Source organism: Prochlorococcus marinus subsp. pastoris str. CCMP1986, assembly GCF_000011465.1.
In the GTDB taxonomy this organism is placed as follows: domain Bacteria; phylum Cyanobacteriota; class Cyanobacteriia; order PCC-6307; family Cyanobiaceae; genus Prochlorococcus_A; species Prochlorococcus_A pastoris.
Genome location: NC_005072.1, coordinates 31,015 through 57,788, shown reverse-complemented (window position 1 = coordinate 57,788; position 26,774 = coordinate 31,015). Strand labels below are relative to the sequence as shown.

24 protein-coding genes are annotated in these 26,774 nt (G+C 31.4%); 11 read left to right on the top strand and 13 right to left on the bottom strand.

Going from position 1 to position 26,774, the window contains the following annotated elements; translation table 11 throughout:
• Window position 1: 1 nt before the first annotated feature.
• A complete protein-coding gene (locus TX50_RS00280) occupies window positions 2-1,126 on the bottom strand; it encodes a THUMP domain-containing class I SAM-dependent RNA methyltransferase (RefSeq protein ID WP_011131691.1) in 1,125 nt (374 codons plus the stop codon).
• A gap of 481 nt (window positions 1,127-1,607) precedes the next feature.
• Here TX50_RS00280 and TX50_RS09895 point away from each other — a divergent pair, with 481 nt between their 5' ends.
• A complete protein-coding gene (locus TX50_RS09895) occupies window positions 1,608-1,742 on the top strand; it encodes a hypothetical protein (RefSeq protein WP_268741258.1) in 135 nt (44 codons plus the stop codon).
• Between the two features lie 18 nt (window positions 1,743-1,760).
• Here the strand turns inward: TX50_RS09895 and TX50_RS00275 are convergent, their stop codons facing one another.
• Complete coding sequence (locus tag TX50_RS00275) at window positions 1,761-2,723, bottom strand: aldo/keto reductase (protein WP_011131690.1); 963 nt, start codon at window positions 2,721-2,723, stop codon at window positions 1,761-1,763.
• 150 nt (window positions 2,724-2,873) lie between these two features.
• Between TX50_RS00275 and TX50_RS00270 the strand changes: the two genes are divergently transcribed.
• Window positions 2,874-3,545 (top strand): AAA family ATPase, encoded by a 672-nt coding sequence (locus tag TX50_RS00270; protein WP_011131689.1) that lies wholly within the window; start codon window positions 2,874-2,876, stop codon window positions 3,543-3,545.
• Window positions 3,546-3,713: 168 nt separating this feature from the next.
• Here the strand turns inward: TX50_RS00270 and argJ are convergent, their stop codons facing one another.
• On the bottom strand, window positions 3,714-4,949 hold the full coding sequence (gene argJ / locus TX50_RS00265; RefSeq protein ID WP_412081026.1) for a bifunctional glutamate N-acetyltransferase/amino-acid acetyltransferase ArgJ: 1,236 nt from the start codon (window positions 4,947-4,949) through the stop codon (window positions 3,714-3,716).
• Between the two features lie 77 nt (window positions 4,950-5,026).
• Here argJ and coaE point away from each other — a divergent pair, with 77 nt between their 5' ends.
• Window positions 5,027-5,641: a dephospho-CoA kinase gene (coaE, locus tag TX50_RS00260; RefSeq protein WP_011131687.1), complete on the top strand. Its 615-nt coding sequence runs from the start codon at window positions 5,027-5,029 to the stop codon at window positions 5,639-5,641.
• A gap of 3 nt (window positions 5,642-5,644) precedes the next feature.
• On the opposite strand, the gene gatB is transcribed toward coaE, so the two are convergent.
• The gene (gene gatB / locus TX50_RS00255) at window positions 5,645-7,117 is read right to left on the bottom strand and encodes an Asp-tRNA(Asn)/Glu-tRNA(Gln) amidotransferase subunit GatB (RefSeq protein WP_011131686.1); all 1,473 of its coding nucleotides are present in this window, start codon (window positions 7,115-7,117) and stop codon (window positions 5,645-5,647) included.
• Between the two features lie 80 nt (window positions 7,118-7,197).
• On the opposite strand from gatB, the gene thiO reads away from it, so the two are divergent.
• Entirely contained in the window at window positions 7,198-8,307 is a 1,110-nt protein-coding gene (gene thiO, locus TX50_RS00250) for a glycine oxidase ThiO (protein WP_011131685.1), read from the top strand.
• A gap of 6 nt (window positions 8,308-8,313) precedes the next feature.
• Here thiO and ndk read toward each other — a convergent pair whose 3' ends face one another.
• Window positions 8,314-8,772, bottom strand: coding sequence for a nucleoside-diphosphate kinase (gene ndk / locus TX50_RS00245; protein WP_011131684.1), 459 nt, complete (start codon window positions 8,770-8,772; stop codon window positions 8,314-8,316).
• A 120-nt stretch (window positions 8,773-8,892) separates the two neighbouring features.
• On the opposite strand from ndk, the gene speA reads away from it, so the two are divergent.
• Window positions 8,893-10,839 (top strand): biosynthetic arginine decarboxylase, encoded by a 1,947-nt coding sequence (gene speA / locus TX50_RS00240; protein ID WP_011131683.1) that lies wholly within the window; start codon window positions 8,893-8,895, stop codon window positions 10,837-10,839.
• On the opposite strand, the gene alaS is transcribed toward speA, so the two are convergent.
• On the bottom strand, window positions 10,824-13,484 hold the full coding sequence (gene alaS / locus TX50_RS00235) for an alanine--tRNA ligase (protein ID WP_011131682.1): 2,661 nt from the start codon (window positions 13,482-13,484) through the stop codon (window positions 10,824-10,826). The genes speA and alaS overlap by 16 nt on opposite strands.
• Before the next feature lie 114 nt (window positions 13,485-13,598).
• Between alaS and TX50_RS00230 the strand changes: the two genes are divergently transcribed.
• The 3 genes from TX50_RS00230 to TX50_RS00220 are packed head-to-tail and all read left to right on the top strand — an operon-like array spanning window position 13,599 to window position 17,737.
• Window positions 13,599-15,374, top strand: a complete 1,776-nt coding sequence (locus TX50_RS00230) for a diflavin flavoprotein (RefSeq protein ID WP_011131681.1) — start codon at window positions 13,599-13,601, stop codon at window positions 15,372-15,374.
• A gap of 17 nt (window positions 15,375-15,391) precedes the next feature.
• Window positions 15,392-17,194: a diflavin flavoprotein gene (locus TX50_RS00225; RefSeq protein ID WP_011131680.1), complete on the top strand. Its 1,803-nt coding sequence runs from the start codon at window positions 15,392-15,394 to the stop codon at window positions 17,192-17,194.
• Between the two features lie 18 nt (window positions 17,195-17,212).
• A complete protein-coding gene (locus TX50_RS00220; protein ID WP_011131679.1) occupies window positions 17,213-17,737 on the top strand; it encodes an NADPH-dependent FMN reductase in 525 nt (174 codons plus the stop codon).
• Window positions 17,738-17,767: 30 nt separating this feature from the next.
• Here TX50_RS00220 and mrdA read toward each other — a convergent pair whose 3' ends face one another.
• From mrdA to cbiD, 6 genes are all read right to left on the bottom strand, one after another.
• A complete protein-coding gene (gene mrdA, locus TX50_RS00215; RefSeq protein WP_011131678.1) occupies window positions 17,768-19,558 on the bottom strand; it encodes a penicillin-binding protein 2 in 1,791 nt (596 codons plus the stop codon).
• Window positions 19,559-19,562: 4 nt separating this feature from the next.
• Window positions 19,563-19,715 carry a hypothetical protein gene (locus TX50_RS09375; protein WP_157859382.1) on the bottom strand — a complete coding sequence of 51 codons (153 nt, stop codon included), beginning with the start codon at window positions 19,713-19,715 and terminating at the stop codon, window positions 19,563-19,565.
• Between the two features lie 105 nt (window positions 19,716-19,820).
• A complete protein-coding gene (locus TX50_RS00210) occupies window positions 19,821-20,429 on the bottom strand; it encodes a hypothetical protein (RefSeq protein ID WP_011131677.1) in 609 nt (202 codons plus the stop codon).
• 90 nt (window positions 20,430-20,519) lie between these two features.
• Window positions 20,520-21,233, bottom strand: a complete 714-nt coding sequence (locus TX50_RS00205) for a PD-(D/E)XK nuclease family protein (RefSeq protein WP_011131676.1) — start codon at window positions 21,231-21,233, stop codon at window positions 20,520-20,522.
• Between the two features lie 44 nt (window positions 21,234-21,277).
• Window positions 21,278-22,864: a glutamine-hydrolyzing GMP synthase gene (gene guaA, locus TX50_RS00200; protein ID WP_011131675.1), complete on the bottom strand. Its 1,587-nt coding sequence runs from the start codon at window positions 22,862-22,864 to the stop codon at window positions 21,278-21,280.
• Between the two features lie 48 nt (window positions 22,865-22,912).
• Window positions 22,913-24,031 (bottom strand): cobalt-precorrin-5B (C(1))-methyltransferase CbiD, encoded by a 1,119-nt coding sequence (cbiD, locus tag TX50_RS00195; protein WP_011131674.1) that lies wholly within the window; start codon window positions 24,029-24,031, stop codon window positions 22,913-22,915.
• 87 nt (window positions 24,032-24,118) lie between these two features.
• Between cbiD and TX50_RS00190 the strand changes: the two genes are divergently transcribed.
• On the top strand, window positions 24,119-25,246 hold the full coding sequence (locus TX50_RS00190) for a pyridoxal-phosphate-dependent aminotransferase family protein (RefSeq protein ID WP_036930403.1): 1,128 nt from the start codon (window positions 24,119-24,121) through the stop codon (window positions 25,244-25,246).
• Between the two features lie 10 nt (window positions 25,247-25,256).
• Here TX50_RS00190 and TX50_RS00185 read toward each other — a convergent pair whose 3' ends face one another.
• Complete coding sequence (locus tag TX50_RS00185) at window positions 25,257-25,454, bottom strand: hypothetical protein (protein ID WP_011131672.1); 198 nt, start codon at window positions 25,452-25,454, stop codon at window positions 25,257-25,259.
• Between the two features lie 243 nt (window positions 25,455-25,697).
• Between TX50_RS00185 and TX50_RS00180 the strand changes: the two genes are divergently transcribed.
• The gene (locus tag TX50_RS00180) at window positions 25,698-26,210 is read left to right on the top strand and encodes an AbrB family transcriptional regulator (RefSeq protein WP_011131671.1); all 513 of its coding nucleotides are present in this window, start codon (window positions 25,698-25,700) and stop codon (window positions 26,208-26,210) included.
• Between the two features lie 58 nt (window positions 26,211-26,268).
• On the top strand, window positions 26,269-26,688 hold the full coding sequence (locus TX50_RS00175) for a DUF6554 family protein (protein WP_011131670.1): 420 nt from the start codon (window positions 26,269-26,271) through the stop codon (window positions 26,686-26,688).
• Window positions 26,689-26,774: the final 86 nt, after the last annotated feature.

Below are 26,774 nucleotides of genomic sequence, written 5' to 3'. Positions count from 1 at the left end.
ATTATCTTATTAAATATTTTATCCATCTGCAATCAATGCCTCCATTACTCACAGGTATTTTCAAAGAAGATTTCATTTTTAAATATCTTGTAAGTTTTGGATTCCCACTTAGTAACCAGAATTCCCAACCAGAAAAATTTTTCTTCAAAAATTCACCCATATCCTCATATAAGGTAATTAATTCGTTTTCATCACCTAATTTTTTTCCATACGGTGGATTACATAAAACTAATCCTTCTGAAGATTTAAATTGAATATTTTTAAAATCATCATTTTGCAGTTCAATATAATTTTCAAGCCCTGCTAGTTGTATGTTGACTTTTGCTTGATCAAAAACATCTTTATTAATCTCACAACCAATAGTTTTTGATAGTTTCTCAAAGGTAACAACTCTCTTCTGAGCCTTGTTTTTCTCTTCTAAAAAAATATATTTGTTAAAATCGAGCCAATTTTCAAAGAGATAAAATTGCTGAAATTTAAGTGGAACTTTAAGAATTTGATTAATAGCCTCTATTAAAAAAGTTCCTGATCCACACATAAGATCAACCAAAGGTTTAGTTCCATTCCATTCAGTTATTTTTAATAATCCAGAAGCTAAATTTTCTTTAAGTGGAGCATATCCAATAGCAGGTCTATATCCTCTTTTATGAAGACTTTCAAAAGTGCTCTGCAAGCTAAGAACCCCACGATCATTATTTAAATGTAAATGAATTATCAAATCAGGATTATCTAAAGAAATATTAGATCTTTTATTCCAAACAGATTGTTGGAGATCAGTAATTGAATTTTTAACCTCAAGAGCAGTGAAATGAGAATGACTTAACGATGAAGTTCTGCCTGTAACTTGAACATTAAATGTTTTTTCAGAAGGTAACCATTTCAACCAATCAAATGAATCTCTAACTCCCTCATATAAAGAAAGCCTGTCATAGCAAACAAAACGTGATACTTCTCTATAAAAACGAAACGCAACTCTTGAAAAAAAATGAATTCTATAAAAAGTGGCATAATCACATTCAAAAGAAACTGATCTTTTATAGGTATTAATATTAAATCCACCCAATTCAATAATTTCGCTTGCTAAATATTTCTCTAAACCTTCAGGAGATGATGCAATTACGTGCATATATTTAAAAAATTAATGAAATAGCTATTCAATACTCATTTTGCCTGCCAGAATATAAATGTCCAATTGGACTAGGTGATCTCAACCGATGTTTCGGACAGCGGTTCGATTCCGCTCAACTCCATTTTCATTTGGGGTTGTAATGGTTTCGACGGGGCGTAAGGAAGATGACTGAAGCCTGCTCGGTTAGAGCAAAAACACAAACGCTAACAAAATCGTTAGTTTCTCCCGTCAAACAGCACCAGTTGCTGCTTGATCTCAAAGGAGATGGGGTGATATCAGCCTTATCAACCAAATGATCCAAGGAGCCTGGAAGGGCTCCACCATTTTATATTGAACAAAATAGTATTAGATAATTTGTTAATTTGTAAAATTTACTTCAAAATAATGTATTAGAAATTATTTTTTGAATTTTATAAGTATAAATACTGAGAAGATTAGGAAAAAAATATTTTAGCGTACTAAAAAATTATCAATACAAATGAGCACAAAAAATAACATTAATGACTTATTAATAAAATATAAACCTAAAGTTTTAAGATTTACAGGTTCAAACTTTCCGACAGAACTTTGGAGCAATAATCAAATAAAAAATCTTAAAAAACTATCTGCATAAAATTTATTGAATTCTCTTTTACAAGCTTGAAAAAGGATTACTTGGCATCTTTTTCAAACACTTTTGAGAAGCTTCTTGAAGCATTCCAAATTCTTTTTTGTTTAAATTCCATTTAAAAACATTAGATATATCAATAACTTGAGACCTTTTTCTCATTCCTACAAGAGGTATGGCTCCCTGATAACAACACCAATTGATTGCTACTTGAGCTTGTGAAACTGATCTTGAAACAGCAATCTGCTTAAGACATCTCCTTAATTCAATACTTGATTTTTTATAGTTTTTAAAAATCAAACTACGTAGAAAAGAATTTTGCTTATCTTCATCTTTTTCAGGATCTATACATAGTATTCCAAAAGCTAAAGGACTATAGGCTAAAAAATCAATATCATAATTTTCACAAATTCTTTTTACATTTGTATGTTTTAAGAAATCTGGAGATAATAAAGAAAACTGAATTTGAACACTTTTAATTTTCTGATCTCTTTTTGATAAGTATTGAATTATTTTCTTTAATCTTTGGGGTCCAATATTTGATAATCCAATTTGAAAATTAAAACCTTGATCAATTAAATCACAAAGATTATTTAATAATTGTAATTCTTGCCAGGGATTATATTTTGCGGTTGACCAATGTATTTGAACTATATCTAATTTATTATTTAATCTTTCTAAACTTTTGAGATAGGGTTTGGTGAAACCTTTATTCCCCAATCTCCATGGATAAGGAGCGAGCTTCGTTGCTATTTGAACGCGTTTTTTTTGAAAAGCAGGAGTATCTAGTAAAAATTTTCCTAAAAGTTCTTCACTTCTTCCATTAAGTTTTCCAGTTCCATAAGAATCTGCACTGTCAATTAAGTTAAAACCTCTTTTTAACGCTTCTTTATAAGTCTCAGATAAATCATCATCATTACGAATTTGATAGTCCCAAAAAACTTGATTTCCCCAAGACCATGTTCCTAGTCCAATTCTTTTTTTCACTTACTATTTTTAAACATACTGTTAAGGTTACTCGAAACTATATATTCCACAAAAGAGTATTTAGGAAATATAAGTTTTAAAACTTTTCAAATAATTACCTATTGACATTAAGAAATTATTCTCCAAAGTAAGGGAAATATTAGTAAAAAATTGTTTATTACTGTTTGCGGTCAAAAAGGAGGTGTTGCTAAAACTTGCACAAGTATTCACCTTGCAAGTGTATGGCATTCTGAAGGCAAAAAGGTATGTATAGTTGATGCTGATAAAAACAGATCAGCATTAGCCTACTCATCCCGAGGAAATCTTCCATTTCCCGTTTTTCCAGTTAGTTCAGCCGCAAAAGCCTCCAGATCCTCCGAAATTGTTATTACTGATGGCCAGGCAAGCAGTGATACAGAAGAACTTAAACATCTTGCATACGGATCAGATTTAGTTATTTTACCCACGACCGCAAAAGCGAGGTCTGTTGAATTAACTGTTGAATTAGCCAGCTTATTAAATACTTTAAAAGTTAACCATGCAGTCGTAATTGTAAAAGTAGATTTTAGACAACAAAAAGCAGCTCAACAAGCTCAAGCAGCGTTAGAAAATTTCGGTTTACACGTTTTTGATACATTTATTCCTTTACTTTCAGCATTTGATAAAGCAGAAGCATCTGGAAATGCAGTATTTGAAGCTGTAGACGATTTAGGAAGATCAGATCCTCGTCGAATGACGGGCTGGTCTGCCTACTGTTCCATTGCATCTCAAATTCCATGCCTGATTTCGAAGCGCTCATCCGACACCAACAACTTAAACAACCAACAACTAATCAGCGCCTAAAAGTAGTTGATTCTCCTGATTTTGAAATAGAAAATGGAGAAAACTCACAAATCATACAACCCAAGATATTTAATTATTTTATTGGAAGTTTTATTGGTTCTGTAATAGGAACTATTTCAATCCTATTTCTTTACATAAACGAATATTTACCAATTGAGCTGCTAACAATTAAGTAGTATATTCACTATTTATTTCAACGTACTTTTTAGACAAATCACAACCCCAAGCAGTTCCTTTTTCTGAACCAGAATTAAGATGAAGAGATATAGATACTATATCCTCAACTAAATATTTACCATTCATTCTTGTTTGCATATAATTGGCAACTTTTTTGGAATCATATTTATTCAACTTACCCTTTTTCAAAATCTGAAAGTCTCCAATATATAAATCAAGGAAATCTAATTTAAAGTCAATTCCAGAATTACCAGCAGCTGAAATAATTCTGCCCCAATTTGGATCACACCCATTAATTGCAGTTTTTACCAGTGAAGAATTACATATAGATTTTGCTATTTTAATTGCATCTGAATTACTCTTGGCTCCCTCAACCAAAACCTCTAGCAAACAATTTGCGCCTTCTCCATCTCTAGCGATATTTTTTGCCAAGCTCTGGCATACAATATCAATTCCTGATTGAATCTTTGATAAAAATTTCTTATCAATTTTTTTTCCTGAATTTATTCCTATAAAAGCATCATTAGTACTTGTCTCTCCATCCACGGAAATAGCATTAAAAGACTTTTTAACAGCAATAGAAATCATCTTGTCCCATTCTTCTTTATCAACACCAACATCACATGTAAGAAAAGCCAACATAGTAGCCATATTCGGATAAATCATTCCTGATCCTTTTGCGAAGCCAGATATCTTTACCTTTCTTCCTTCAATAAATGTTTCTATAGTTATTTTTTTGTCAACTAAATCAGTAGTTAAAATAGCTTCTGCAGCATTCTGTAAACTATTTGTTTTTAACTCCTTGACCAAATTAGGCAAATTATCAATTAAATTTTTTATTTGAATCGGTATACCAATTACACCAGTTGAGCACATTAAAACTTCTTCTTCATTTATTCCTAATAATTGCGAGACCTCCTTCGTAGCAAACAAAGTATGTTGAATACCATAATCACCTGTACAGGCATTTGCTTGTCCGGAGTTTATTAATATTGCTCTTATAAGACCTGAAGACTTTTTAATCCTTTGTTCACAAATATCTACACAGGATGCTCGAACTATTGATTGTGTAAACAAGCCACTACAAATGCTATTTTCTGGGGCTAATATTAAAGCCAAGTCTTTCTTATTAGAATCCTTTAATCCTGCAGCGATCCCTGCAAAAGAAAAACCATCAGGCTTTTCTTCACCATCACTCACAAATGACCAATTAGTCTCAAGCTGAATCAATCTTTTTTATAAATTAAATTCATAATAACTATTCTTTCTATTAAAACACTGCAATATAGATTCTTATTAAATTTATGAGCATCCACCCAAAATTAAACAATAAACAACGAAGAATAGGTCTTACTGGAGGTATTGCAAGTGGAAAATCTACAATAGCTAAATACATAAAAGAATATATAGACATTCCAATATTGGATGCAGATCAATATTCAAAAGATCTAATCAAGCCGAAAAGTAATTGCTATAAGAAAGTTGTCGCTTATTTTGGACCTCAAATAGTTGATCAGCATTCTTCAGAAAATGAAATAAACAGGGCATTATTAAAAAAAATTATTTTCGAAAATTCTATACATAGAAAATGGATTCAAAATCTTCTTCATCCATTAATAAAAGAAAAAATGATAGAAAAATGTAATCAATTTGATAAAAATAAAATTCTACTTTTAGTTATTCCTTTGCTGTTTGAAGCAAAATTTGGGGATATTTGTACAGAAATATGGTTAGTAAAATGCCCAAAAGAAGTCCAAAAGAAAAGACTTATGAAAAGAAATATAATCAGTGAAAATGAGGCTCAGAAAATTATAAATCTTCAATTAAATTTTGAAGATAAATCTAAATTTGCAGATGTAATTTTAGACAATTCAGATAATAAACAGTTATGGAAGAATACAATAAAAAAACTTGTCTAGAAATTAACTATTTAGTTTTTCTGAAATGAGTTTATTAGCAAGTTTGGGATCTGCTTTACCTTTAGTTTTTTTCATCAGCTGTCCTACAAAAAAACCAAGGAGTTTAGTTTTTCCATCTTTAAAAGATTTGACCTCTTTAGGATATTCAATGATAAGTTCTTCAATAATAGGCGAAATGCTTGCAGAATCAGATATCATCGCCAAGCCTTTTTCTTCAACTACCTTTTGTGGAGAAATATTATCCTGAATTAATTCTGGTAAGATTTCTTTTGCTATTTTTCCACTAATAACTTTCTTAGAAATCATATTAATCATCTCTGCAAGGTTAATAGGACTAAGCTTTAATTCAGCAAAACTTTGCTTATTTGATTTCAAATAACCAACAATATCACTTGTTATCCAATTTGATGCGAGTTTAGGGTCGGCTCCATTTGCTACGGTCTCTTCAAAGAAGTTTGCCATAAAAACTTCATCCGAAATAACTCTTGAATCATATGGTGACAAACCTAATTCTTTGACGTATTTTTGTCTCTTCTTAGAAGGTAATTCGGGCAATTCATCAAGCCATTGATCCTTTTGTTCTTTTGATATTTCAATTGGGCCAAGATCGGGGTCTGGGAAATATCTATAATCACTACTACCCTCCTTTAATCTCATACTTTTTGTTAATTGCTTAGCTTCGTCCCAAAGCCTAGTTTCTTGATAAATTTCTCCTCCATTCTCATAAACATCAATTTGTCTTTCTATTTCATACTCACAAGCCTTTTGAATAGCAGAGAAAGAATTCATATTCTTTATTTCAACTTTGGTCCCGAAAGGGGCATTAGGGCCTCTCCTAACTGAAATATTTACATCGCATCTCAGTGAGCCCTCTTGCATATTTCCGTCTGAAACACCAAGGTATCTAACAGTTCTTCTTATTTCTGAAGCATATTCAGATGCCTCTCTACCTGTCCTAATATCTGGTTTACTTACGATCTCAACGAGTGCTATACCTGCCCGATTGTAATCAACCAATGAATATTTAGAGCCAGCCAATCGATCGCTTCCTATATGAACTAATTTACCAGCATCTTCCTCCATATGAAGTCTTTCTATACCGATTTTTTTTAAGTAGGTTTCTTTATCTTTTTCTGCTATTTCAACTTCTAACCAGCCATTTTCTGCTAAAGGTTCATCGAATTGAGAGATTTGATAATTTTTAGGCAAATCAGGATAAAAGTATTGTTTTCTATCAAATTTACAATGTTCTGCCACATTTAAATTTAGTGCTAAAGAAGTTTTTACTGCATACTCTAAAACAGTCTTATTTAAAACAGGGAGAGTTCCTGGCAAGCCACAAACAACAGGATCAATATGAGTATTAGGTTCATCACCAAAAGCTGTTGATGCAGCTGTAAATATTTTACTTTTAGTATTAAGCTGGACATGGGTTTCTAAACCGATCACAGCTTCCCAAGGTTCTAAATTTTTCATTATTAAATGTTCCTCTCTTAATCTTATTGGATATAAGGTAAAAGAGGATCAAAACATATCTAAATTATAAAAATAATTAAATGCGATCAGAAACTAAAAATACAATCTTAATTATTGGTGGAGGATTAATAGGTTTATCTATTGCTTATGAATTTGCACGTAATAAATTTAAAGTTGAAGTTTTAAGCAAAAACAGAAGCGAATCTGCTGGATTCGTTGCAGCAGGAATGCTAGCCACCCATGCTGAAGGACTTGAAGATGAATTATTCATATTTGGACAACAAAGTCAAAATTTAATTCCAGGATGGATTAAAAATATCGAACAAGATAGTGGTATTGATTGTGGTTTAAAAAAAAGTGGAATAGTAGTACCGTTTGAAAATTTAAAAAAATTGAAGAAATTCAAAACTTATAAATATGGAAAATATTTAAATCAGAAAAACCTAAAGAAAGAAATCAGTGGAATAAATACAAATTGGGAGCATGGATTACTTTTTGAACAAGACGGCCAAATAGATAATAGAAGGAGGCTTATGCGTGCTCTGGAGCGTGCATGTTCTTTGCATGGGGTCAAGTTCCAAGAAGGAGCAGATGTAAAAGAATTAATCTTAGAACAAAATAAAATTCTTGGTGCAAAAGTTTTAAACGCTACTGGAGAAATAAAAAATATTTTGGGGGAAAAAGTAATTTTATGCTGCGGTGCTTGGAGTAAAAAAGTTTTAAAAAATTTACCAATCTTTCCTGTAAAGGGACAAATGCTTTCAATACAAGGTCCAGAAAATTCTATTAAAAGAGTTCTTTTTGGTCCTAATACTTACTTAGTTCCTAGAGACGATGGCCTTATAGTTGTTGGAGCAACCGTTGAAGATAAGGCCGAATTTAATCAAGGAAATACACCAAAGGGCATAAATCAACTTCAGGAGGGTATTAAATCTTTATTACCAGAAGCATTAAACTGGCCACAAATGGAACATTGGTGGGGATTCAGGCCTTGTACACCTGACTTCAAGCCTATTATTGGAAAAACTCAAATCGTCAATCTTTATGTAGCTACCGGACATTACAGGAATGGAGTACTCTTTTCGGCAATTACAAGCGATATTATGTTCAAATTAATTCAAGAGAAAACTCTCAACAATATTGAAACTACTTTCCTTAAAAAATTTAGTTTCAATAGATTTGAAGTATAAATTTCTTTAATTTTCTGCTCGCCATTCAGAATCAGAAGTCTCCCAATCACATATTTCATCCTGATTAAACCATAAATTTATCTCAAATTTTGCAGTTTCTTCTCCATCTGAACCATGAATTATATTTCTACCTATATCAATAGCTAAATCTCCTCTTATAGTGCCAGGTTCAGCCTCAAGTGGTTTTGTAGCACCAATTAATTTTCTTGCGCTTAAGATTACCCCCTCTCCTTCCCAAATCATCGCAACCACAGGCCCACTTGATATAAATTCGACTAAATCCTTAAAAAAAGGTCTCTCTCTATGCACCCCATAATGGTCTTGAGCAAGTTGCTTTGTTGGAATTAATTGTTTTAAACCTACCAATTTAAAGCCCTTTTTCTCAAACCTTCCAATAATATCTGAAACATATCCTCTCTGAACTCCATCTGGTTTAATTGCAAGAAAAGTTCTCTCTTTGATCATTTAATTAGTAATCTCTTTATGTATATTCTTCTTTTAGGTGGTAACTTGGCAAGTAATCATTAAAATAAAAGATATTGTTTAAGTAATTTTCAAAAACTTATATAAATTACAAAAATAAAATTGACCGATTTTGATACAAAAAAGTTAAATAAAAAATGGACCATAGAAGATAGTATTTCTACGTATGGTATTGATAAATGGGGAGAAAAATATTTTTCAATTAATTCAGAGGGCAATATATCGATAAGCCCAGATAACAAATCCCAAAAAAAAATCGATCTTTTTAAACTTGTTAAGGAATTTAAAAGTAGAGAAATCAATACTCCCTTAATAATAAGATTCAACGACATTTTAAAAGACCGAATTGCGGAATTAAATAATGCCTTCTCCCAAGCTATAGAAACTTATGACTATAAAAATATTTATAAAGGAGTTTTCCCTATTAAATGTAATCAGCAAAGAAATGTATTGGAAAAAATCATTGAATATGGGGATCGTTGGAATTTTGGTTTAGAAGTAGGAAGTAAATCAGAATTATTAATTGGGTTATCAATCCTAGAAAATCAAAAATCACTTTTAATTTGTAATGGATATAAAGATAAAAAGTATATTGAGACTGCAATATTAGCCAGAAAACTTGGTAAACATCCAATTATAGTTATCGAACAAAGAGATGAAGTTAAAAGAATTATAGAAGCTGTAAAAGATCTCAAAGCAACCCCCATACTTGGAATTAGATCAAAATTATCAAGTAAAAGTAGTGGAAGGTGGAGTAAATCAGTGGGAGATAATTCCAAATTTGGATTATCAATTCCAGAAATAATGCTAACAATAAAAGAACTCAAAGAAGCAAATCTAATAAATGAAATGATGTTGCTGCATTTCCATGTTGGAAGCCAAATCAGTGATATATCAGTAATAAAAGACGCATTACAAGAAGCTAGTCAAATATTTGTTGAATTATCTAAGTTAGGCGCACCAATGAAATACATAGATGTTGGAGGCGGCTTAGGAATAGACTTCGACGGAACTAAAATGTCTTCCAATACTTCGACAAATTATTCTCTTCAGAACTACGCAAATGACGTTATTGCAACAGTTAAAGATTCATGTGAAGTAAATAATATTCAACATCCAATCATAATCTCAGAAAGTGGTAGAGCGATAATCAGTCATTGTTCAGTTTTAATTTTTAATATTTTAGGGACAAGTCATGTCAGCTCTCAAGTCAAAGTATCCGATCAAAAAAAACAATCATTAATCATCACAAATCTGATAGAAACCCTTAATCAGATAAAAAATCTTAGAGATAAAAAAGAAGATTTATCTGAAATAATAGAATTATGGAATGACGCTAAAAAATTTAAAGAGGATTGCTTAGTCGCTTTTAGACTGGGATTTATCTGTTTGGAAGAACGTGCGTATGCGGAAGAACTTACATGGGCTTGTGCAAAAGAGATTGCAAATCAATTGGAGAATAATGAAATTATCCATCCAGATTTGTCTGAAATAACCGACACGCTTGCATCAACATATTACGCAAATTTGTCAGTTTTTAAATCTATTCCTGATACCTGGGCAATTAATCAAGTTTTTCCAATTATTCCAATTCATAGACATTTAGAAGAGCCCTTTTGTAAGGGACACTTTGCAGATTTAACTTGTGATTCTGATGGCAAGCTGAATAATTTTATTGACAATGGAAAGATTAAATCACTTTTAAATTTACATCCTCCAGAAAAAAATAATGATTATCTAATAGGAATCTTTATGGCAGGGGCATATCAAGAGGCATTAGGGAATTTCCATAATTTATTTGGAAATACAAATGTTATTCATATTGATATAAATGAAGATAATTCTTATAAAATTAAAAACATTATTAAAGAAAACAGCAAATCAGAAATTTTAGAGTTATTGGATTACAGTTCAGATAATTTAGTTGAATCAATAAGAGTCAATACTGAATCTGCCATCAATAATAAAACTTTAACTATTCAAGAGGCACGAAAGTTAATCGACCAGATAGAAACCAGTTTAAGAAAAAGTAGTTACTTATCAGAATAACTATGGAGCTTTGTCCTCAAATCTTTTCTTGCATATTCCAAAGCATCATTTAATTTATCAATATCTTTAGCACCTGCCTGTGCAAAATTAGGTTTACCTCCCCCTCCCCCAGAGCAAATACGTGAAATATCATTAATTAATTTCCCTGCATGCATACCTCTTTTAACTAAGTCTTCCCCAAAAGAGACAACAAATAACAATTTTCTATTTTCCTTATCTGGTATTCCTCCAAGAATCACAACCGACTTATCTCCCAATTTAGAAGTTAAATCTAATGCCGCAGATTGTAGAGAATTTCCATCTAGTCCATCAAGTTGACTAATAATCAGCGAAAATAATCCAACTTTATTTGCAGAAGAACTTAGAGAAGAGTATTTAAAATAAGCAATTTCATCCTTCATTTTTTGTATTTCTTTATTTTTATTAATCAACTCTGATTGCAAAGAATTAACCCTATCCAGGAGTTGATTAGGATTTGCTTTTAACAAATCACATAGTTGACTTACGAGAGAATTTTTATCACTAAAGTATTCAAAAGCTGATTGCCCTGACAATGCTTCAATTCTTCTTACGCCCGCTGAAATTCCTTCTTCACTAATTATTTTAAAACATCCTAATTCAGATGTTGTTTTTACATGAGTTCCACCGCATAGTTCCATCGAAACACTTGGCACATCAACAACTCTTACTTCATCATCATATTTCTCTCCAAACATAGCCACTGCACCTCTCTCGAGAGCCTCACTCTTGGCCATATTTTTAATATTAAGAGAATGATTTTCCAAAATCCAAGAATTAACTAAGGTCTCAACTTTAAAAATTTGATCTTTTGTAATAGGTTTAGAAGAATTGAAATCAAATCGTAATTTATTAAATGCGACTAATGAGCCTTTTTGTCCAACGCTTTCATTAACAACTACTTTTAGAGCAGATTGCAATAAATGGGTAGCAGTATGATTTGCCGCAGCCTTAGCTCTAGCCAAATCATTTACTTTAGTTTTAACTTTTTGTCCCAGACTTAATATCCCTTTTTTAACTATTCCATAATGCAGAAAAACGTTTTTCTTTCGTATGACGTTATCAACTACAACCTCTAGATCATTCGATAATATCGTTCCAATATCACCAACTTGACCTCCAGATTCTCCATAGAAAGAAGTCTGATCAAGGACAATTAAAACTTTCTGCCCTTCACTTGCTTGCTTAACCAAGGTTGATTCCAAAAATATACCCTTAATTTCTGCATCTGAATCGAGTGAATCATAACCATTAAAAAGAGTTTTATCAAATAAGTCTATTTCGCGTTCTAATGAACCCTCTAATGTCAAATCAATGATCTGAGAAGCAGCTTTGGCTCTTTCTTTTTGTGCAGACATTTCTTTGTCAAACCCCTTAACATCAACACCAATATTGTTTTCTTGAGCAATTTCTTCTGTTAGTTCTAATGGAAAGCCATAAGTATCATAAAGTTCAAATGCTTTAAACCCAGTAATCATTTTCTGACCCGATGAAATCAATTCATCTAGTAATTTCTCTCCTCTTTCAAGAGTTTCTCTAAATCTTATTTCTTCAATTTTTATCTCACTCAATATATGGTCACAATTATTTTTTAAATCTGGATAATTCTCTTGCATTAATTTAATACCTACACTTGCAAGTTTCGATAAAAATTCATTTTTTAAGCCTAACAATCTTCCATGTCTAACCATTCTTCGGATCAGTCTTCTTAATATGTATCCCCTCCCAAGATTACTTGCTATTACCCCATCAGAAATTAAATGTATAACTGCTCTTATATGATCTCCAATAATTTTTAAAGAGATTTTGGTTCTTTCACCTGAAGAATAATAATCAATTTTGGAGATCTCAGAAGCTTTTTGAATAATTGGGAAAATCAAATCTGTTTCGTAATTATTCTTCTTCTTTTGCAATATTTGAGCCATTCTTTCAAGCCCCATTCCAGTATCAATATTTTTGTATTTCAAATCTGTCAATTGACCATCAGGGTCACGGTTATATTGCATAAATACAAGATTATAAAATTCTATAAAACGATCACCATCTTCTAAATCAATATTCTGAACACCTTTTTCTGGTTTAAAGTCAAAATATAATTCTGAACATGGTCCGCAAGGACCTGTTTTTCCTGAAGACCAGAAATTATCTTTTTCTCCAAGCTTAATTATCCTTTTTGGATGAATCCCGATATCTTCCTTCCAGATCTTTACCGAATCATCATCTTCATGAAACACGCTCACTATTATATTCTCAGCAGAAAGTCCGTAAATATCAGTAACTAATTCCCAAGCCCACTCAATAGCCTCTTTCTTAAAATAATCTCCAAAAGAAAAATTACCAAGCATCTCGAAGAAGGTATGATGTCGAGCAGTAACTCCAACATTTTCAATATCGTTTGTTCTTATACACTTTTGACTAGATGTGGCTCTTTTTGATGGCCTTTCTTTCAATCCTAAAAAAACTGGCTTAAAAGGCAGCATTCCAGCGATAGTGAGCATAACTGTGGGATCATCAGGAATTAAAGATGCACTTGGAATAATTTTATGTAATTTTTCATGGTAAAAATTTAAAAATTCTTTTCTTATTTCATCACCTGTAATTGGCGTGTTTTTAGTTTGAGATTTCATTTATATCAGTATCAATAATGAAGTAATAAAAAAACAAATTCGGTAATTCCACACTTAGATTCACGCGGATTTATATTGTATTTAACTAAAGTCATAATACAAAAGAATCATAGTATGATAACTTCTGCAAAAACAAGTTCTTCAGAAATGAATAAAGTTGAGCAAAAATTATCTGTGCAACAGAAAGTTTTTGCAGATGACACAATTGCAATTAGATCTCTCGACTGGGATCGAAGTAGGTTTGATATTGAATTTGGATTAAGAAATGGAACTACTTATAATAGTTTTATCATTAAGGGCCAAAAAATAGCAATAATTGATACAAGCCACGCTAAATTTGAAAAACTATGGTTTGAGCAATTACTTAGAGAAGTAAATCCAGAAGAAATTGATTATTTAATTACAAGTCATACAGAGCCCGACCACTCAGGTTTAATTGGAAAACTCTTAACTCTTAATCCACAAATAATAGTAGTTGGTTCAAAATTAGCGCTTAAATTTATTGAAGATCAAATACATATTCCATTTAAAAGTTTAGAAGTAAAAAGTGGGCAATATTTAGATCTTGGAGCTAACCCTACAAGTGGAGTAAATCATAATATTGAATTTATAAGTGCACCAAATTTACATTGGCCAGATACCATTTTCTCCTACGATCACGGTACAAATGTTTTATATACATGCGATGCTTTTGGATTGCATTATTGCTCTGATGAATTTTTTGATAATGATCAAAAAGAAATTTATGAAGATTTTCGTTTTTATTACGATTGCCTTATGGGCCCCAACGCACGAAGTGTTCTACAAGCTATCAAACGAATAGATAAGTTACCTAGACTTAAAACTATAGCTGTGGGTCATGGGCCATTGCTTCATAATCAAGTAAATTTTTGGAAAGAAAAGTATTCAGAGTGGAGTAGTAACAAGAGTAAAGGCAATGAATTTGTATCTGTATGCTACATCAGTGATTATGGATATTGTGATCGATTAAGTCAAGCTATATCTCACGGCATAAGTAAGGCAGATGCACAGGTTCAATTAATTGATTTAAGATCTTCAGATTCTCAGGAATTAACAGGTTTAATTTCAGAATCTAAAGCCGTAGTAATCCCAACCTGGCCCGTTACGTCTGATAATGAATTAAAAGAGTCTCTTGGCACTCTTTTTGCCGCATTAAAGCCTAAACAATTTACGGCAGTTTACGATGCTTTTGGAGGAAATGATGAACCGATAGACTCATTAGCAAGTAAGTTGAGAGAATTAGGACAAAAAGAAGCCTTTTCACCTCTAAGAGTTAAAAATATTCCAGATCCTATTATCTATCAACAATTTGAAGAAGCTGGAACCGACTTGGGACAATTAATTAATAAGAAGAAAAATATTGCTTCAATGAAAAGCCTTGATTCAAATCTTGATAAAGCTTTAGGGAGATTAAGTGGAGGTTTATATGTAGTTACAGCTAGCCAAGGAGAAGGTTCGACTTTTAGACAAAGCGCAATGGTAGCAAGCTGGGTTAGTCAGGCAAGTTTCAGTCCGCCAGGCATTACAGTTGCAGTAGCAAAAGATAGAGCTATTGAATCTTATATGCAAGTTGGAGAAGGTTTTGTAGTTAATATCTTACGAGAAGATAACTATCAAAAAATGTTTAGACATTTTTTAAAAAGATTTGCACCTGGGGCAGATAGATTTGCTGATGTAGATGTAGTAAACAATATCGCAAATGGTGGACCAGTACTTTCTGATTCTCTCGCATTTTTAGATTGTAAAGTAAGTTCACGATTAGAGACTCCAGATCATTGGATTATTTACGGTATAGTTCAAAATGGAAGCGTTTCTGATTTATCCTGTAAAACAGCCGTTCATCATAGGAAAGTTGCTAATCACTACTAAAAAATAAATCTTTAAAGATGTCAGTAATTAATACAAGTTCACTTTTAGAAAATAAAAACTTATCAATATTTGAAATAACTGAAAATTTTATTTGCATCAGATTTCTTGATCAAAACAAAGAAAGGTTTGAGCTCGAATTTAATCTTGAGAAAGGAACTTCATTTAATACCTTTTTAATCATAAGTTATAATGATTTTTTCATTATTCATCCACCTGAAAAAGAATATTCAAAATTAATTAATGAAGTAATTTCAAATTTTCATGATGAGTTTAAATTCAACAAAATTAACATTATTACTGGTCATGTAAATCCTAAAATTATTGAAACTATAAAGTTAATCAGTGTCCAATTCAGCAACTTAACTCTCACATGTTCGAATCCTGGTTTTAAGCTTATTAGTGAACTTTGGAATCAAAAAAATCCAAATTTAAAAACTTTTATTGAGCGAGAATTACCTGTAATTAACATCGTAAAAAAAGAACTTTATCTAGAACTAGAAAATATTTCATTAAAACTAATTCCTGTACCAACTGCCCGGTGGCCTGGTGGATTAATCATATATGAAGAGAATCAAGAAATACTTTTAAGTGAAAAAATATTTTCTGCACATTTAGCATCTGAAGAATGGTCAGAAACCAACAGAATGAGTACAGAAATTAATAGAAAACATTTTTATGATTGTCTTATGGCACCAATGTCTAATCAAATCGTATCAATAGCTGAAAAAATTTCTGAATTAGACATTAAAACTATTGCTCCACTTCACGGTCCAGCAATTGAGTACAGCTTAAAAAGCTTTTTAAATGACTACATTAGATGGGGAGAAAATCTTTCAACAAACAATTCTAAAATCGTCTTGATATACGCTAGTGCTTATGGCAATACAGCCTCAATAGGTGATGCATTAGCGAAAGGTGTAAATAGAACTTCAGTAGAAGTTGAAAGTATTAATTGTGAATTTACATCTAATGATGAACTTATAAAATCTATTCAAAACGCTGATGGATATCTAATCGGATCGCCAACTTTGGGGGGACACGCCCCAACTCCAATAGTAAGTGCTCTAGGAACTTTGTTATCAGAGGGTAATAGAGATAAACCAGTAGGCATCTTCGGTAGTTTTGGATGGAGCGGAGAAGCAATAGATTTGCTTGAGACAAAATTAAAAGATGGTGGATTTACATTTAGTTTTGATCCAATAAGAATAAAATTTAGTCCTAACAAACCAAAAATTAAAGAACTAGAAGAAATTGGTACTCATTTTGGAAGAAAAATTTTAAAAAAAGCAAAACAAAAAATCAGAAAATCAGATACCGGAATGATATCCAGTAAAACTGATCCAACATTGCAAGCTTTAGGAAGAGTACTTGGTTCACTGTGTGTTCTAACTGCATCAAAAGGGAAAGATGAAAATAATGTAAAAGGAGCTATGCTTGCATCTTGGGTAAGCCAAGCAAGTTTTTCTCCTCCTGGATTGAGTATTTCAGTCGCAAAAGATAGATCAGTGGAATCGCTTCTTCAAAAAGGTGACTCTTTCGCCTTGAATATTCTTAGCGAAAAAGATTTCAGGGAACCTTTAAAAAGGTTTACAAAACCTTTCTCACCAGGGGAAGATCGATTTGAGGGATTAGATATTGAATTAACACCTAATGATCAAGTAATAATTCCTGAGTCATTAGCATGGTTAGATGCTTCTGTAAAAGAAAGAATGGAATGCGGAGATCACTGGGTAATATATGCTGAAGTTTTACACGGCAACATATTAAAATCCGATAGTCTTACTGCTGTTCATCACCGTAAGAGTGGAGCCAACTACTAAACAAAATTATTTTTATTTATGCCTAATTCAAAAGATCTAATAATCATTTCAGCAAGTTGTGGAAAAAATCTAGAACTTTCAAAAAAATTTCAAGAAAAAAGTAATGAACTTAAATTCAATTCTGAAATTTTGGATCTTACTACTTTTGATGTACCGTTATTCAATCCACGAATTCACAAAAAAGAAAATATTCCTGTCGAAATAATTGAAATAAAAGAAAAGCTTTTTGCTACAGAAAAATGGATTATATGTGCTCCTGAATATAACGGTTCGATACCTCCAATTCTTTCTAATCTCATTGCATGGCTGTCCGTATCAGGAGATGATTTTAGAAATTTATTTAATGGTCAGCCAATTGCAATTGCAACTTTTTCTGGTGGAGTCGGATTAGAATTATTAACATCATTAAGAATTCAATTAGTACATTTAGGAAGTCAAGTTTTGGGCAGACAGCTATTGTCTTCATTTAGTAAACCAGTGGATATAAAAACAATAGAAGATATACTTCAACGACTATCACAAATGAAAAAATTAAAAGTATAAATTCTTATAAAAAATTTAAACGAATTATATTTATTTATTTTCATTCCAAACTTTTAAAATTTCCCTAGCCATAGGTAGTGCATGTACAGATCCTCCACCAGGCGTATTTTGTGCAAAAGCAACTATTAACAACTCACTTTTATCTGAAGGAGTAAAGCAAACAAACCATGCATGATCTGAACCTCCTTCTCCATCTTCAGCAGTACCAGTTTTACCCGAAACTGGAGGAAGATTAGATACCCCATAATTGATAGAAACCCCTGTTCCAGATTCAACTACTTTCCTTAAACCATTTTTTACTAGCTGAAGATTATTTGGATCAATATCAATTTTTATACGTTTTTGATTTGTTAAAAGTTGATCTTCTTTTTTAGATAAATGAGGAGTTACTAAATAGCCACCATTCGCGATTACTGCATATGCACGAGCTATTTGAATAGGCGTAACTTGGACAACAAATTGACCGATAGACATACTCGCGATGTCTTCTGGAACCCAAGGAGTTCTTCCTGGTTCCCCCCAGCCTCTCCCTTTTTTAGCCCATTGACTACTTGCAACTAAACCTACATTTTCTTGTTCGGAAATTTCGATTCCAGATAGAGCGGCAAAGCCAAGCTTCTTAGAAACGTTATAAATTTCATCTACACCTACGCCATAGCCAATTTGATAAAAAAAAGTATTACTTGAAACTCGCAAAGCATCTTCATAACCTATTGTTCCGAACCCTAAGTCATTATGTTCTCTAAAACATTGACTTCCATATGTAATACAAGGTTTAGTTTCTAAAGAAGTTTCAGGAGGAAACTTTCCACTTTCTAAACCAGCTAAAGCAGTTACAATTTTCCAAACACTTCCTGGATCATATGCATTTAAAGCTCTATTAAATAATGGTTTAGCGGGAGAATTGAACAGAGCATTATATTCTTTTTCTGGTTTAAATTCTTTTGAAAAAAAATTTAAGTCAAATGTTGGTTTACTAGCCATTGCTCTTATGGCACCATCTCTAGGATCCATAACTATTATTGCTCCTCCATTTTTATCTTTAAGCACTTCTTCAGCGATTAATTGTAAATTCAAATCAATTGTCAATTCAAGGTCTTTCCCTTGTTTTGATGGTTTAATACCTAAAGATTTTGTAAAAGTACCGGAAGAGTTCACTTCAATCATTTCTCCTCCCCATTCTCCTCTTATATGATCTTCATAAACAAACTCAATTCCAGTTCTTCCTATTAAATCATTGAATTTATAACCTTTTTTTGACAAAATATTAAATTCAGAATCTGTAATGGGTTGGGTATAACCAATCACATGAGAAGCAACAGTTTTATAAGGATAATTTCTAATCATTTTTGTTGAAATCTCTAAGCCATTTAAGATATTTTCATTTTCTTTAAATTTGATAACTTGATCAACTTTTAAATCATCTAATAAAGTAATTGAAAAATTTTTATTTTTTAGACCATCAGAATATTTCTTTTGAAGTGAATCAGATGAAATATTGAATAATTTCGAAATCTTTGATTTATATTTCTGCCATGCTTTTTTGCTGACGTATTGAGGTTTAATTATTAAAGAGTACTTAAAACGGCTATCTGCCAATATTAATCCATTTTTATCTAGTATCCTCCCTCTAATTGGTTGAGTAGAAATTAGCCTAATTCTATTTTCATCAGACATTTTTTTATAAGTCTCATGATTTAATAATTGAAGAAAAATTAATCTAATTAATATTAATAAAAAAGTAAAAGTAGTAATTAAATAGAAAACAAAAGGCTGTCTATTAAAAGAGGGGAACTTATTATTGAAGTTACTATTTTTCAAAAATTTACATCTCTTTCTGCAAAAACTTATTTTCTAACAAAGTAATAATCTCCTTTATATTTTTTAGTTTTTGAACTAAAAATTTATAATCATTTCGAGTCTTACCTTTATCAAATTCTAAACTTGATATATCTTTTTCTTTCTCTTTGTTATCCATGAATCTAAAAATAAGTTAACTTAAAAACTAAACTTCTTTTATATTAACCCAAATAATAAATCACAAATCATCAAAATAATATTAAATTTTATTTAATAAAACGGTTTATATTGACTGATCTAAATTTTGTTCAAAATAAGGATTACAACTGTTTTTTGAAACACCTGAAGACCAACCAATAAATGCCGAGACAAATACAACGACAATTATAGGTAGTAGAGCTTGTTGAGTATTTTCAAGGCTTAGCCATTCCTTCCAACTTCTGATAAATCTATCCCTTTTAAATTTCCTTTTCTCATATTCTTCAGCTCTAGCTTTTTTAGCAAAAGACTTTGTTACCCACTTTTCAAAAGGTAGCTTTTTTGTAATTGCCATTTTCCTCTCAACTTCTAATAGTTGTCCAGAGTTAAGCTGAGGATGAAATGTGCTTATAAGCTCCAAAGTCTTCAGAAACATTTCTACACTTGCATCTTTTACGAGCTTTTGATTTTGACTTAAATCAGCCCAGTCAATTTCAGGATAAAAACGATTTCTGTTTGGTTGGATTTGCTCTTCTGACATTTGTCCTGGTTCTCTTAACCATCTATTGGTATTTTCATCAAACCTTCTCCAATACAAAAATGGATTAATAAAGATTGTTTTGCCTGCAATTTTGACAACATCTTGTTGTAAATGATTGCTAATTTTATTATCAGGACTTTTCGGTTTAACCAAAATCTAAAATTTATTGTCTACTTAAAGATTATCTTTATTTAAAAATTTTTCCAGAATTATCCAATAATATTATTTTTTCAAAGTCATTAATTAATTTTTTGACAACTGCCAACGCTTTTTTAAATAATTACAATATTCACATTTAAAAGATGGTGAAGGAAACAAATTAGATCTGAGAAGTTTTACTGTTTCAATAACTTTGCCTTCTACCCATGCTGAAGAACAATCTAACTTAATAAAATGCACATCAAACTTTAACTGATTATTAAAAAATTTCTCATTCTTTTTCCCATTAAAATAAAGAAGATAGGCTTCATTTGCAACTTTGAAACCATTTTTTCTAAATAACCACTGATACATTTCTAATTGTCTTTTATATGCTTTTGCATAATCATATTTATTGAAAGTTTCAAACCAATCAAAATTATTTCTTGATGTTGCTTTTACATCAACAATAATTAACTCTCCATTCTTTTTTTGCCAGACATCATCGACCGCACCACCAAAATCATAATTGTGTTCATTAGATTTATATCTTATTCCTTTAAAATTGCTTCTCCAAATATCTATATCTTTATGTTTAAAAGGTACAGCATCGATATTATGCTCAATAAATAAAGGATGAGATTCCTGTCTTTCACGATAATAATCAAACTCATTTTTACATAAATTATCTACAGCAATATTTAAAGTAAATGGTAATGATGGAGGTTTTATTTTATGCTTTTTATCAAGAACGCAACATCTAGGGCAATTAAGATATTTTTCAACAGTAGATCTACTTAATTTAATGGTTTCATCCATAATAATTTTGTAAAAAAGTTAAAGATAAAAAATTAAAGTATTTTTTATTCCCACTCAATTGTTCCTGGAGGCTTACTAGTAATATCGAAAACAACCCTATTAACCTGCTCTACTTCATTAACGATTCTATTAGAAATTCTCTCTAAGGTTTCATAAGGAATTCTCGACCAATCAGCCGTCATCCCATCTTCGCTTGATACGCATCGTAAAACTATTGGCCAAGCATAAGTCCGTTTATCTCCCATTACACCGACAGTCTTAACAGGTAAAAGAACTGCAAATGCTTGCCATATATCATTATAAAGACCTGCTTTTTTTATTTCATCTCTTACTATCCAGTCTGCATCTCTCAAACAGTTTAGTTTTTCATGAGAAACATCACCTAAAATTCTTATTGCTAAGCCAGGGCCAGGAAATGGATGTCTTTTTATGATTTCATCTGGCAATCCTAAAGCACCTCCAACCTTTCTTACTTCATCTTTAAAAAGTTTTCTTAATGGTTCAACTAATTTAAATTGTAAATCTTTTGGCAAACCGCCTACGTTATGATGACTTTTTATTTTTACTGCAATTCGCTCACCAGTCTTTGGATCTAAATTCGTTCCAGCACTCTCAATAACGTCTGGGTAAAGAGTACCTTGAGCCAAATATTGGAAAGGACCTAATCTATTACTCTCCTCTTCAAAAACTCTAATAAATTCTCTACCAATAATCTTGCGTTTTTCTTCTGGGTCAGTTATTCCATTTAATTTATCAATAAATCTTTCCCTAGCGTTAATATATTCAACTTTTATATGAAATTTTTTATCAAAAAATTCCATTAAAAATTCAGGTTCACCTTTTCTCATAAAGCCTTGATCAATAAACATACAAGTAAGCTTTTTACCAATAGCTTTATTGAGAAGAAAAGCGAGGGTTGATGAATCTACGCCGCCAGAAAGAGCAAGTAAAACTCTCTTATCACCTACTTGTTGCTTAATTCTTGGAATTGTTTCCTCTAAAAAAGTTTCAGTAGTCCAATCGGCCTTACATTTAGCAATAGAATAAACAAAGTTTTTAATAACCGTCATTCCGAATTCTGAATGAATAACTTCAGGATGAAATTGAACACCAAATAATTTCTTTTGTTTGTTTGATATTGCAGCATGCAGGGTATTTTCTGTATGAGAAATCTTAATAAATCCTTCAGGCAAGTTATTTATAGAATCTCCATGACTCATCCACATAATAGATTTATCTTGGACATTAGATAGCAAATCACTTTCGCAATCAATATTTATTGGTGCTCTGCCATATTCAGCTTTATTAATTGCTGGGGTAACTTCACCTCCTAATTCTTTAACCATTAATTGCATTCCATAACATATACCCAAAATTGGAATACCTAAATCAAAAATCTTTGCATCACATTTAGGTGCATTATCTTCATAAACAGAACTTGGGCCACCACTTAATATAATCCCTTTTGGATTTATATCCTGAATCTCCTTGACAGAGGTAAAGTTACTTACTACAAGAGAAAATACATCTGCTTCTCTTATTCTCCTTGCAATTAATTCAGAATATTGAGATCCAAAATCTAGAATTAATATTGAGGGATCTCTCTCTTTTTTTAGTAATTTTTTACTCATGTCTAAAAGTTACCTCAATTTATTTACAAAAACATAACCCACTTAAAATTAGAAACCTTTAAAAGCAGAAATATAGTCTTTACTATTGTTACCTGACCAACGAATTTTTCTATTTCTATCAAAGATAATTGCTCCAACTTTCATATCTGTTTTTGTATATCTATTTATATATTCTGTAGAGCGCTTTTCAATAGTATCTGATAATTTATTCCATAGTTTGTCAGCCATAGAAAGACTAAAACTTTCAAGAACTAACAATGCATCTTCAACCGTATTTGATTGTGATAATTTTTGAATTATTTCTAATGGAACTTCTTCTTTTACAGCTAAATACACAAGAATTTCAATTCTTGCATCTGCTAAATGATTATGAGTATGAAAAATTCCTCCAGCTAATTTAATTAATTTGCCATGATAACCAAAAAGGATTACTGTTTTAATCTTTTGTATAGCAGCATCAACTAATAATGGTCCTATCCAATTACCTACTTTAATAATAGGAAATTTGATATTAGAACTTGTTGCTAAATTTAAGCCATTTTCACCGATAACAAAAATAATTGTGTCACAAACTTTATTAGCAATAATTTGTTTTAGCTGAGCTTTTGCATTTTGTAATTGATCAGGTGAAGCACTTGCAAAAGTTTCAGCGCTAGTACCTATAATTGAAAGCCCTTCAACAATTCCAAATGATTTATTACTAGTTCTTTCGGCTAAAAATTTTCCATTTGGGAATACAATTTCTAGATTCAGTGTATATCCTTCTGGAATGATATTTAATAAATTTTCAACTAATAATTTTTGAGCAAAATCAGAAATGCAGATCTTAGAGGTCTTTTGATCGATACCAACTCCGTAACCAGGAATAATATTGATTCGATCTAATGGTCTATTACTTGTCTTATAAGTTTTTTCTAAAGAAGCGATTGTCCATATTTCTAAGTTTTGTGTTAAATCAAGATCCAATCCAGAATCTACAAATGAAATTCCAAGGGCTTGAGACTCTTCATTAATTAGCCCAGCAGAATGAACCTTGATTTTTATTAAATTTTTTTCTTTTGGAATTTTAATTAATTCATAATCTTCAAATGGTAATCCTATTAATTTTTTTATTGCTGACTTAGCAGCTCCAGTTACCCATAAAGGTAAAGAAAATCCTTTTTTCAAATCAAGTAATTGAAAAATATTTTATGACTACTAATCTTAGAATGACCTATTAATTAAAAAGTGGCCATACAACAAAAATTATCATTGATGATACCTGGTCCCACGCCAGTTCCAGAAAAAGTTTTACAAGCACTTGGAAGGCATCCCATAGGACATAGAAGTAAAGATTTTCAGGACCTTATGGAAATCACTACTAAAAATCTACAATGGCTACATCAAACAAAAAATGATGTTTTAACGATTACAGGTAGTGGAACAGCTGCCATGGAAGCAGGCATGATTAGTACCTTAAGCAAAGGAGAAAAAGTTATTTGTGGTGTAAATGGAAAGTTTGGTCAAAGATGGGTAAAAGTTGCAAAAGAATTCGGACTCGAAGTGATTAAAATTGAAGCAGAATGGGGAAAACCACTTGATCCGAAAGATTTTAAAACAATTTTAGAAAAAGATGATAAAAAAGAAATAAAAGCAGTTATCCTTACACATTCAGAAACATCAACTGGAGTTATTAATGATTTAAAAACAATAAGTTCTCATATACGTAATCATAAAAAAGCGTTATCAATTATTGACTGCGTAACAAGTATTGGAGCTTGTAGTGTACCGGTAGATGATTGGGAACTAGATGTTGTTGCTTCAGGATCTCAAAAAGGATATATGATACCTCCAGGTTTAAGCTTTGTGTCAATGAGCGATAAAGCTTGGCAAGCCTCAGAAAATTCTAATTTACCTAAATTCTATTTAAATTTAAAATCATATAAAAAGAGTCTTTTAAGTAATAGCAATCCTTATACTCCAGCAGTAAATTTAGTTTTTGCTTTAGATGAATCACTAAAAATGATGAAAGATGAAGGACTAGATAAAATCTTTAAAAGACATGAAAGACATAAACTTGCAGTCAGTGAAGCTGCAAAAACACTTAACCTCAAATTATTTGCTGATGAAAACCATTTAAGTCCCGCTGTTACTGCAATTCAAATTGAAGATATAGATGCAGAACAGTTTAGAAAGAATATAAAAAATAAATATGATATTTTACTAGCTGGAGGACAAGATCATTTAAAAGGAAAAATATTTAGAGTTGGTCACTTAGGTTACATTAATGATAGAGATATAATTACAGTGATAGCAGCTATTGGCAATACATTAGTAGAACAAAATATAATTTCCACAGATACAGCAGGAAAGGCCTTGAAAATTGCATCCTGCCATTTATAAAAAAGAGAACCTAAGTACCAGGTTCTTCAACATTTCCGCCTAATTCAATAATTTTTTTCATTAATACCAACGATTTTTGTTCGTCACCCTTAGTTTGAGCTACGGCAAGAGCGAATTCTAATTTTTCGAGTTGATGTCCACCTTCAAAAAAGGATAACTTCTTTTTGATTGGGTTTTTATTACCTCTATAAGAAATTTGTGAAGCCATAAGAAATAGTGCTTTACTAATTATTATGCCAACTCAGAGGCCCATTATGCAGGAAAAATTTAACTAATTTTTAAAAATAAGTTTTTATGGTAAATATTTAGGCTGATTAATTTTCGTTTAATGCGAATAAATATATTAATTTCATAAAGGACTATGAAATTAGTAAATAAGAACATACTTTGAACATATACCCGAGCATTTGAATTTATTCCTAATATTATTACCAAACAATTGATTTCTTAAATGTCGAATATAAATCTTATTTATTATTTAATTGCAGGGTCAGCTTTTGGGGCACTTGCTATAAAAACAGGCATACCTGCAGCTCCACTTGCAGGGGCTTTAATTGGTGCAAGTGTTTTAGGCATCAGCGGAAAAGTTGAACCTGCCGTGTGGCCAAATGGTACAAGAACCATATTAGAAATAGGCATTGGTACTGTTATTGGAACAAGCTTAACGAAGGACTCATTAGTTGAATTACAAACTTTATGGAAGCCTGCAATTTTAATCACATTTACACTAATAATTACTGGCCTAGCGATTGGTTTATGGACTAGCAGATTACTTAATGTAGATATAATCACGACAATTCTTGGTGCTGCTCCAGGAGGGATAAGTGGTATGAGTTTAGTCGGTACAGAATATGGAGTAGGGGCAGCAGTTGCAACTCTTCACGCAGTTAGATTAGTTACTGTTCTTTTAATTCTGCCACTGGTTGTAAAAATGCTCAACCTATTTGGAATAATAAAATCTTAAATTTATCTAGACATTATCTAAATTAAAGATACTTTTTATATAGACAGATAAAAAACTAATGAAAGGGCATAAAAAGATAAGATTCATTTTTCCTTTAGTTGCAATGTATGTTCCATTACTATTATTGGCCCCTAAAGCAATTGCAGGTTCCTTTGGAGCAGAAATATTTTGTACAATGAGAGATGGGGGGAATGACCATGAAAGCAGTTGGCAAGCAGCTTACAGTTATATTAAGAAACAAAAAGGGGGTATTTTTAAGACCTCTCCAAAGCAGGCCGCCGGGCAAATTATTGAAACAGTTGTAAGAGAAAGAGATAAGTTTTCTTATTGTGTTGAATTTTTAGATCAACTTCATCCTGATAGAAAGCTACAATTAGAAAACGATAGAAAAGAAAAAAGGCGAAAAAAAGAAGAACTTTTGCAAGACAAAGAAAATGAAGACTATTCCAAAGAAACCTTTGATAGGTATAGCTATTAACCTTAAAAGTATATTTAAATACATTTAGCGTATAAATTAAATATTATTTATTAGGTATAATTAAATACATAAAATATATTCAATCC

Coding starts and splice junctions, on each gene's coding strand:
- thiO (WP_011131685.1), top strand. CDS start 7,198: ATGCGATCAGAAACTAAAAATACAATCTTAATTATTGGTGGAGGATTA.
- TX50_RS00205 (WP_011131676.1), bottom strand. CDS start 21,233: ATGGATGAAACCATTAAATTAAGTAGATCTACTGTTGAAAAATATCTT.
- TX50_RS00230 (WP_011131681.1), top strand. CDS start 13,599: ATGATAACTTCTGCAAAAACAAGTTCTTCAGAAATGAATAAAGTTGAG.
- TX50_RS09375 (WP_157859382.1), bottom strand. CDS start 19,715: ATGGATAACAAAGAGAAAGAAAAAGATATATCAAGTTTAGAATTTGAT.
- TX50_RS00185 (WP_011131672.1), bottom strand. CDS start 25,454: ATGGCTTCACAAATTTCTTATAGAGGTAATAAAAACCCAATCAAAAAG.
- TX50_RS00175 (WP_011131670.1), top strand. CDS start 26,269: ATGAAAGGGCATAAAAAGATAAGATTCATTTTTCCTTTAGTTGCAATG.
- TX50_RS00280 (WP_011131691.1), bottom strand. CDS start 1,126: ATGCACGTAATTGCATCATCTCCTGAAGGTTTAGAGAAATATTTAGCA.
- gatB (WP_011131686.1), bottom strand. CDS start 7,117: ATGAAAAATTTAGAACCTTGGGAAGCTGTGATCGGTTTAGAAACCCAT.
- TX50_RS00225 (WP_011131680.1), top strand. CDS start 15,392: ATGTCAGTAATTAATACAAGTTCACTTTTAGAAAATAAAAACTTATCA.
- TX50_RS00220 (WP_011131679.1), top strand. CDS start 17,213: ATGCCTAATTCAAAAGATCTAATAATCATTTCAGCAAGTTGTGGAAAA.
- TX50_RS00180 (WP_011131671.1), top strand. CDS start 25,698: ATGTCGAATATAAATCTTATTTATTATTTAATTGCAGGGTCAGCTTTT.
- guaA (WP_011131675.1), bottom strand. CDS start 22,864: ATGAGTAAAAAATTACTAAAAAAAGAGAGAGATCCCTCAATATTAATT.
- TX50_RS09895 (WP_268741258.1), top strand. CDS start 1,608: ATGAGCACAAAAAATAACATTAATGACTTATTAATAAAATATAAACCT.
- TX50_RS00190 (WP_036930403.1), top strand. CDS start 24,119: ATGATACCTGGTCCCACGCCAGTTCCAGAAAAAGTTTTACAAGCACTT.
- ndk (WP_011131684.1), bottom strand. CDS start 8,772: ATGATCAAAGAGAGAACTTTTCTTGCAATTAAACCAGATGGAGTTCAG.
- alaS (WP_011131682.1), bottom strand. CDS start 13,484: ATGAAATCTCAAACTAAAAACACGCCAATTACAGGTGATGAAATAAGA.
- coaE (WP_011131687.1), top strand. CDS start 5,027: ATGAGCATCCACCCAAAATTAAACAATAAACAACGAAGAATAGGTCTT.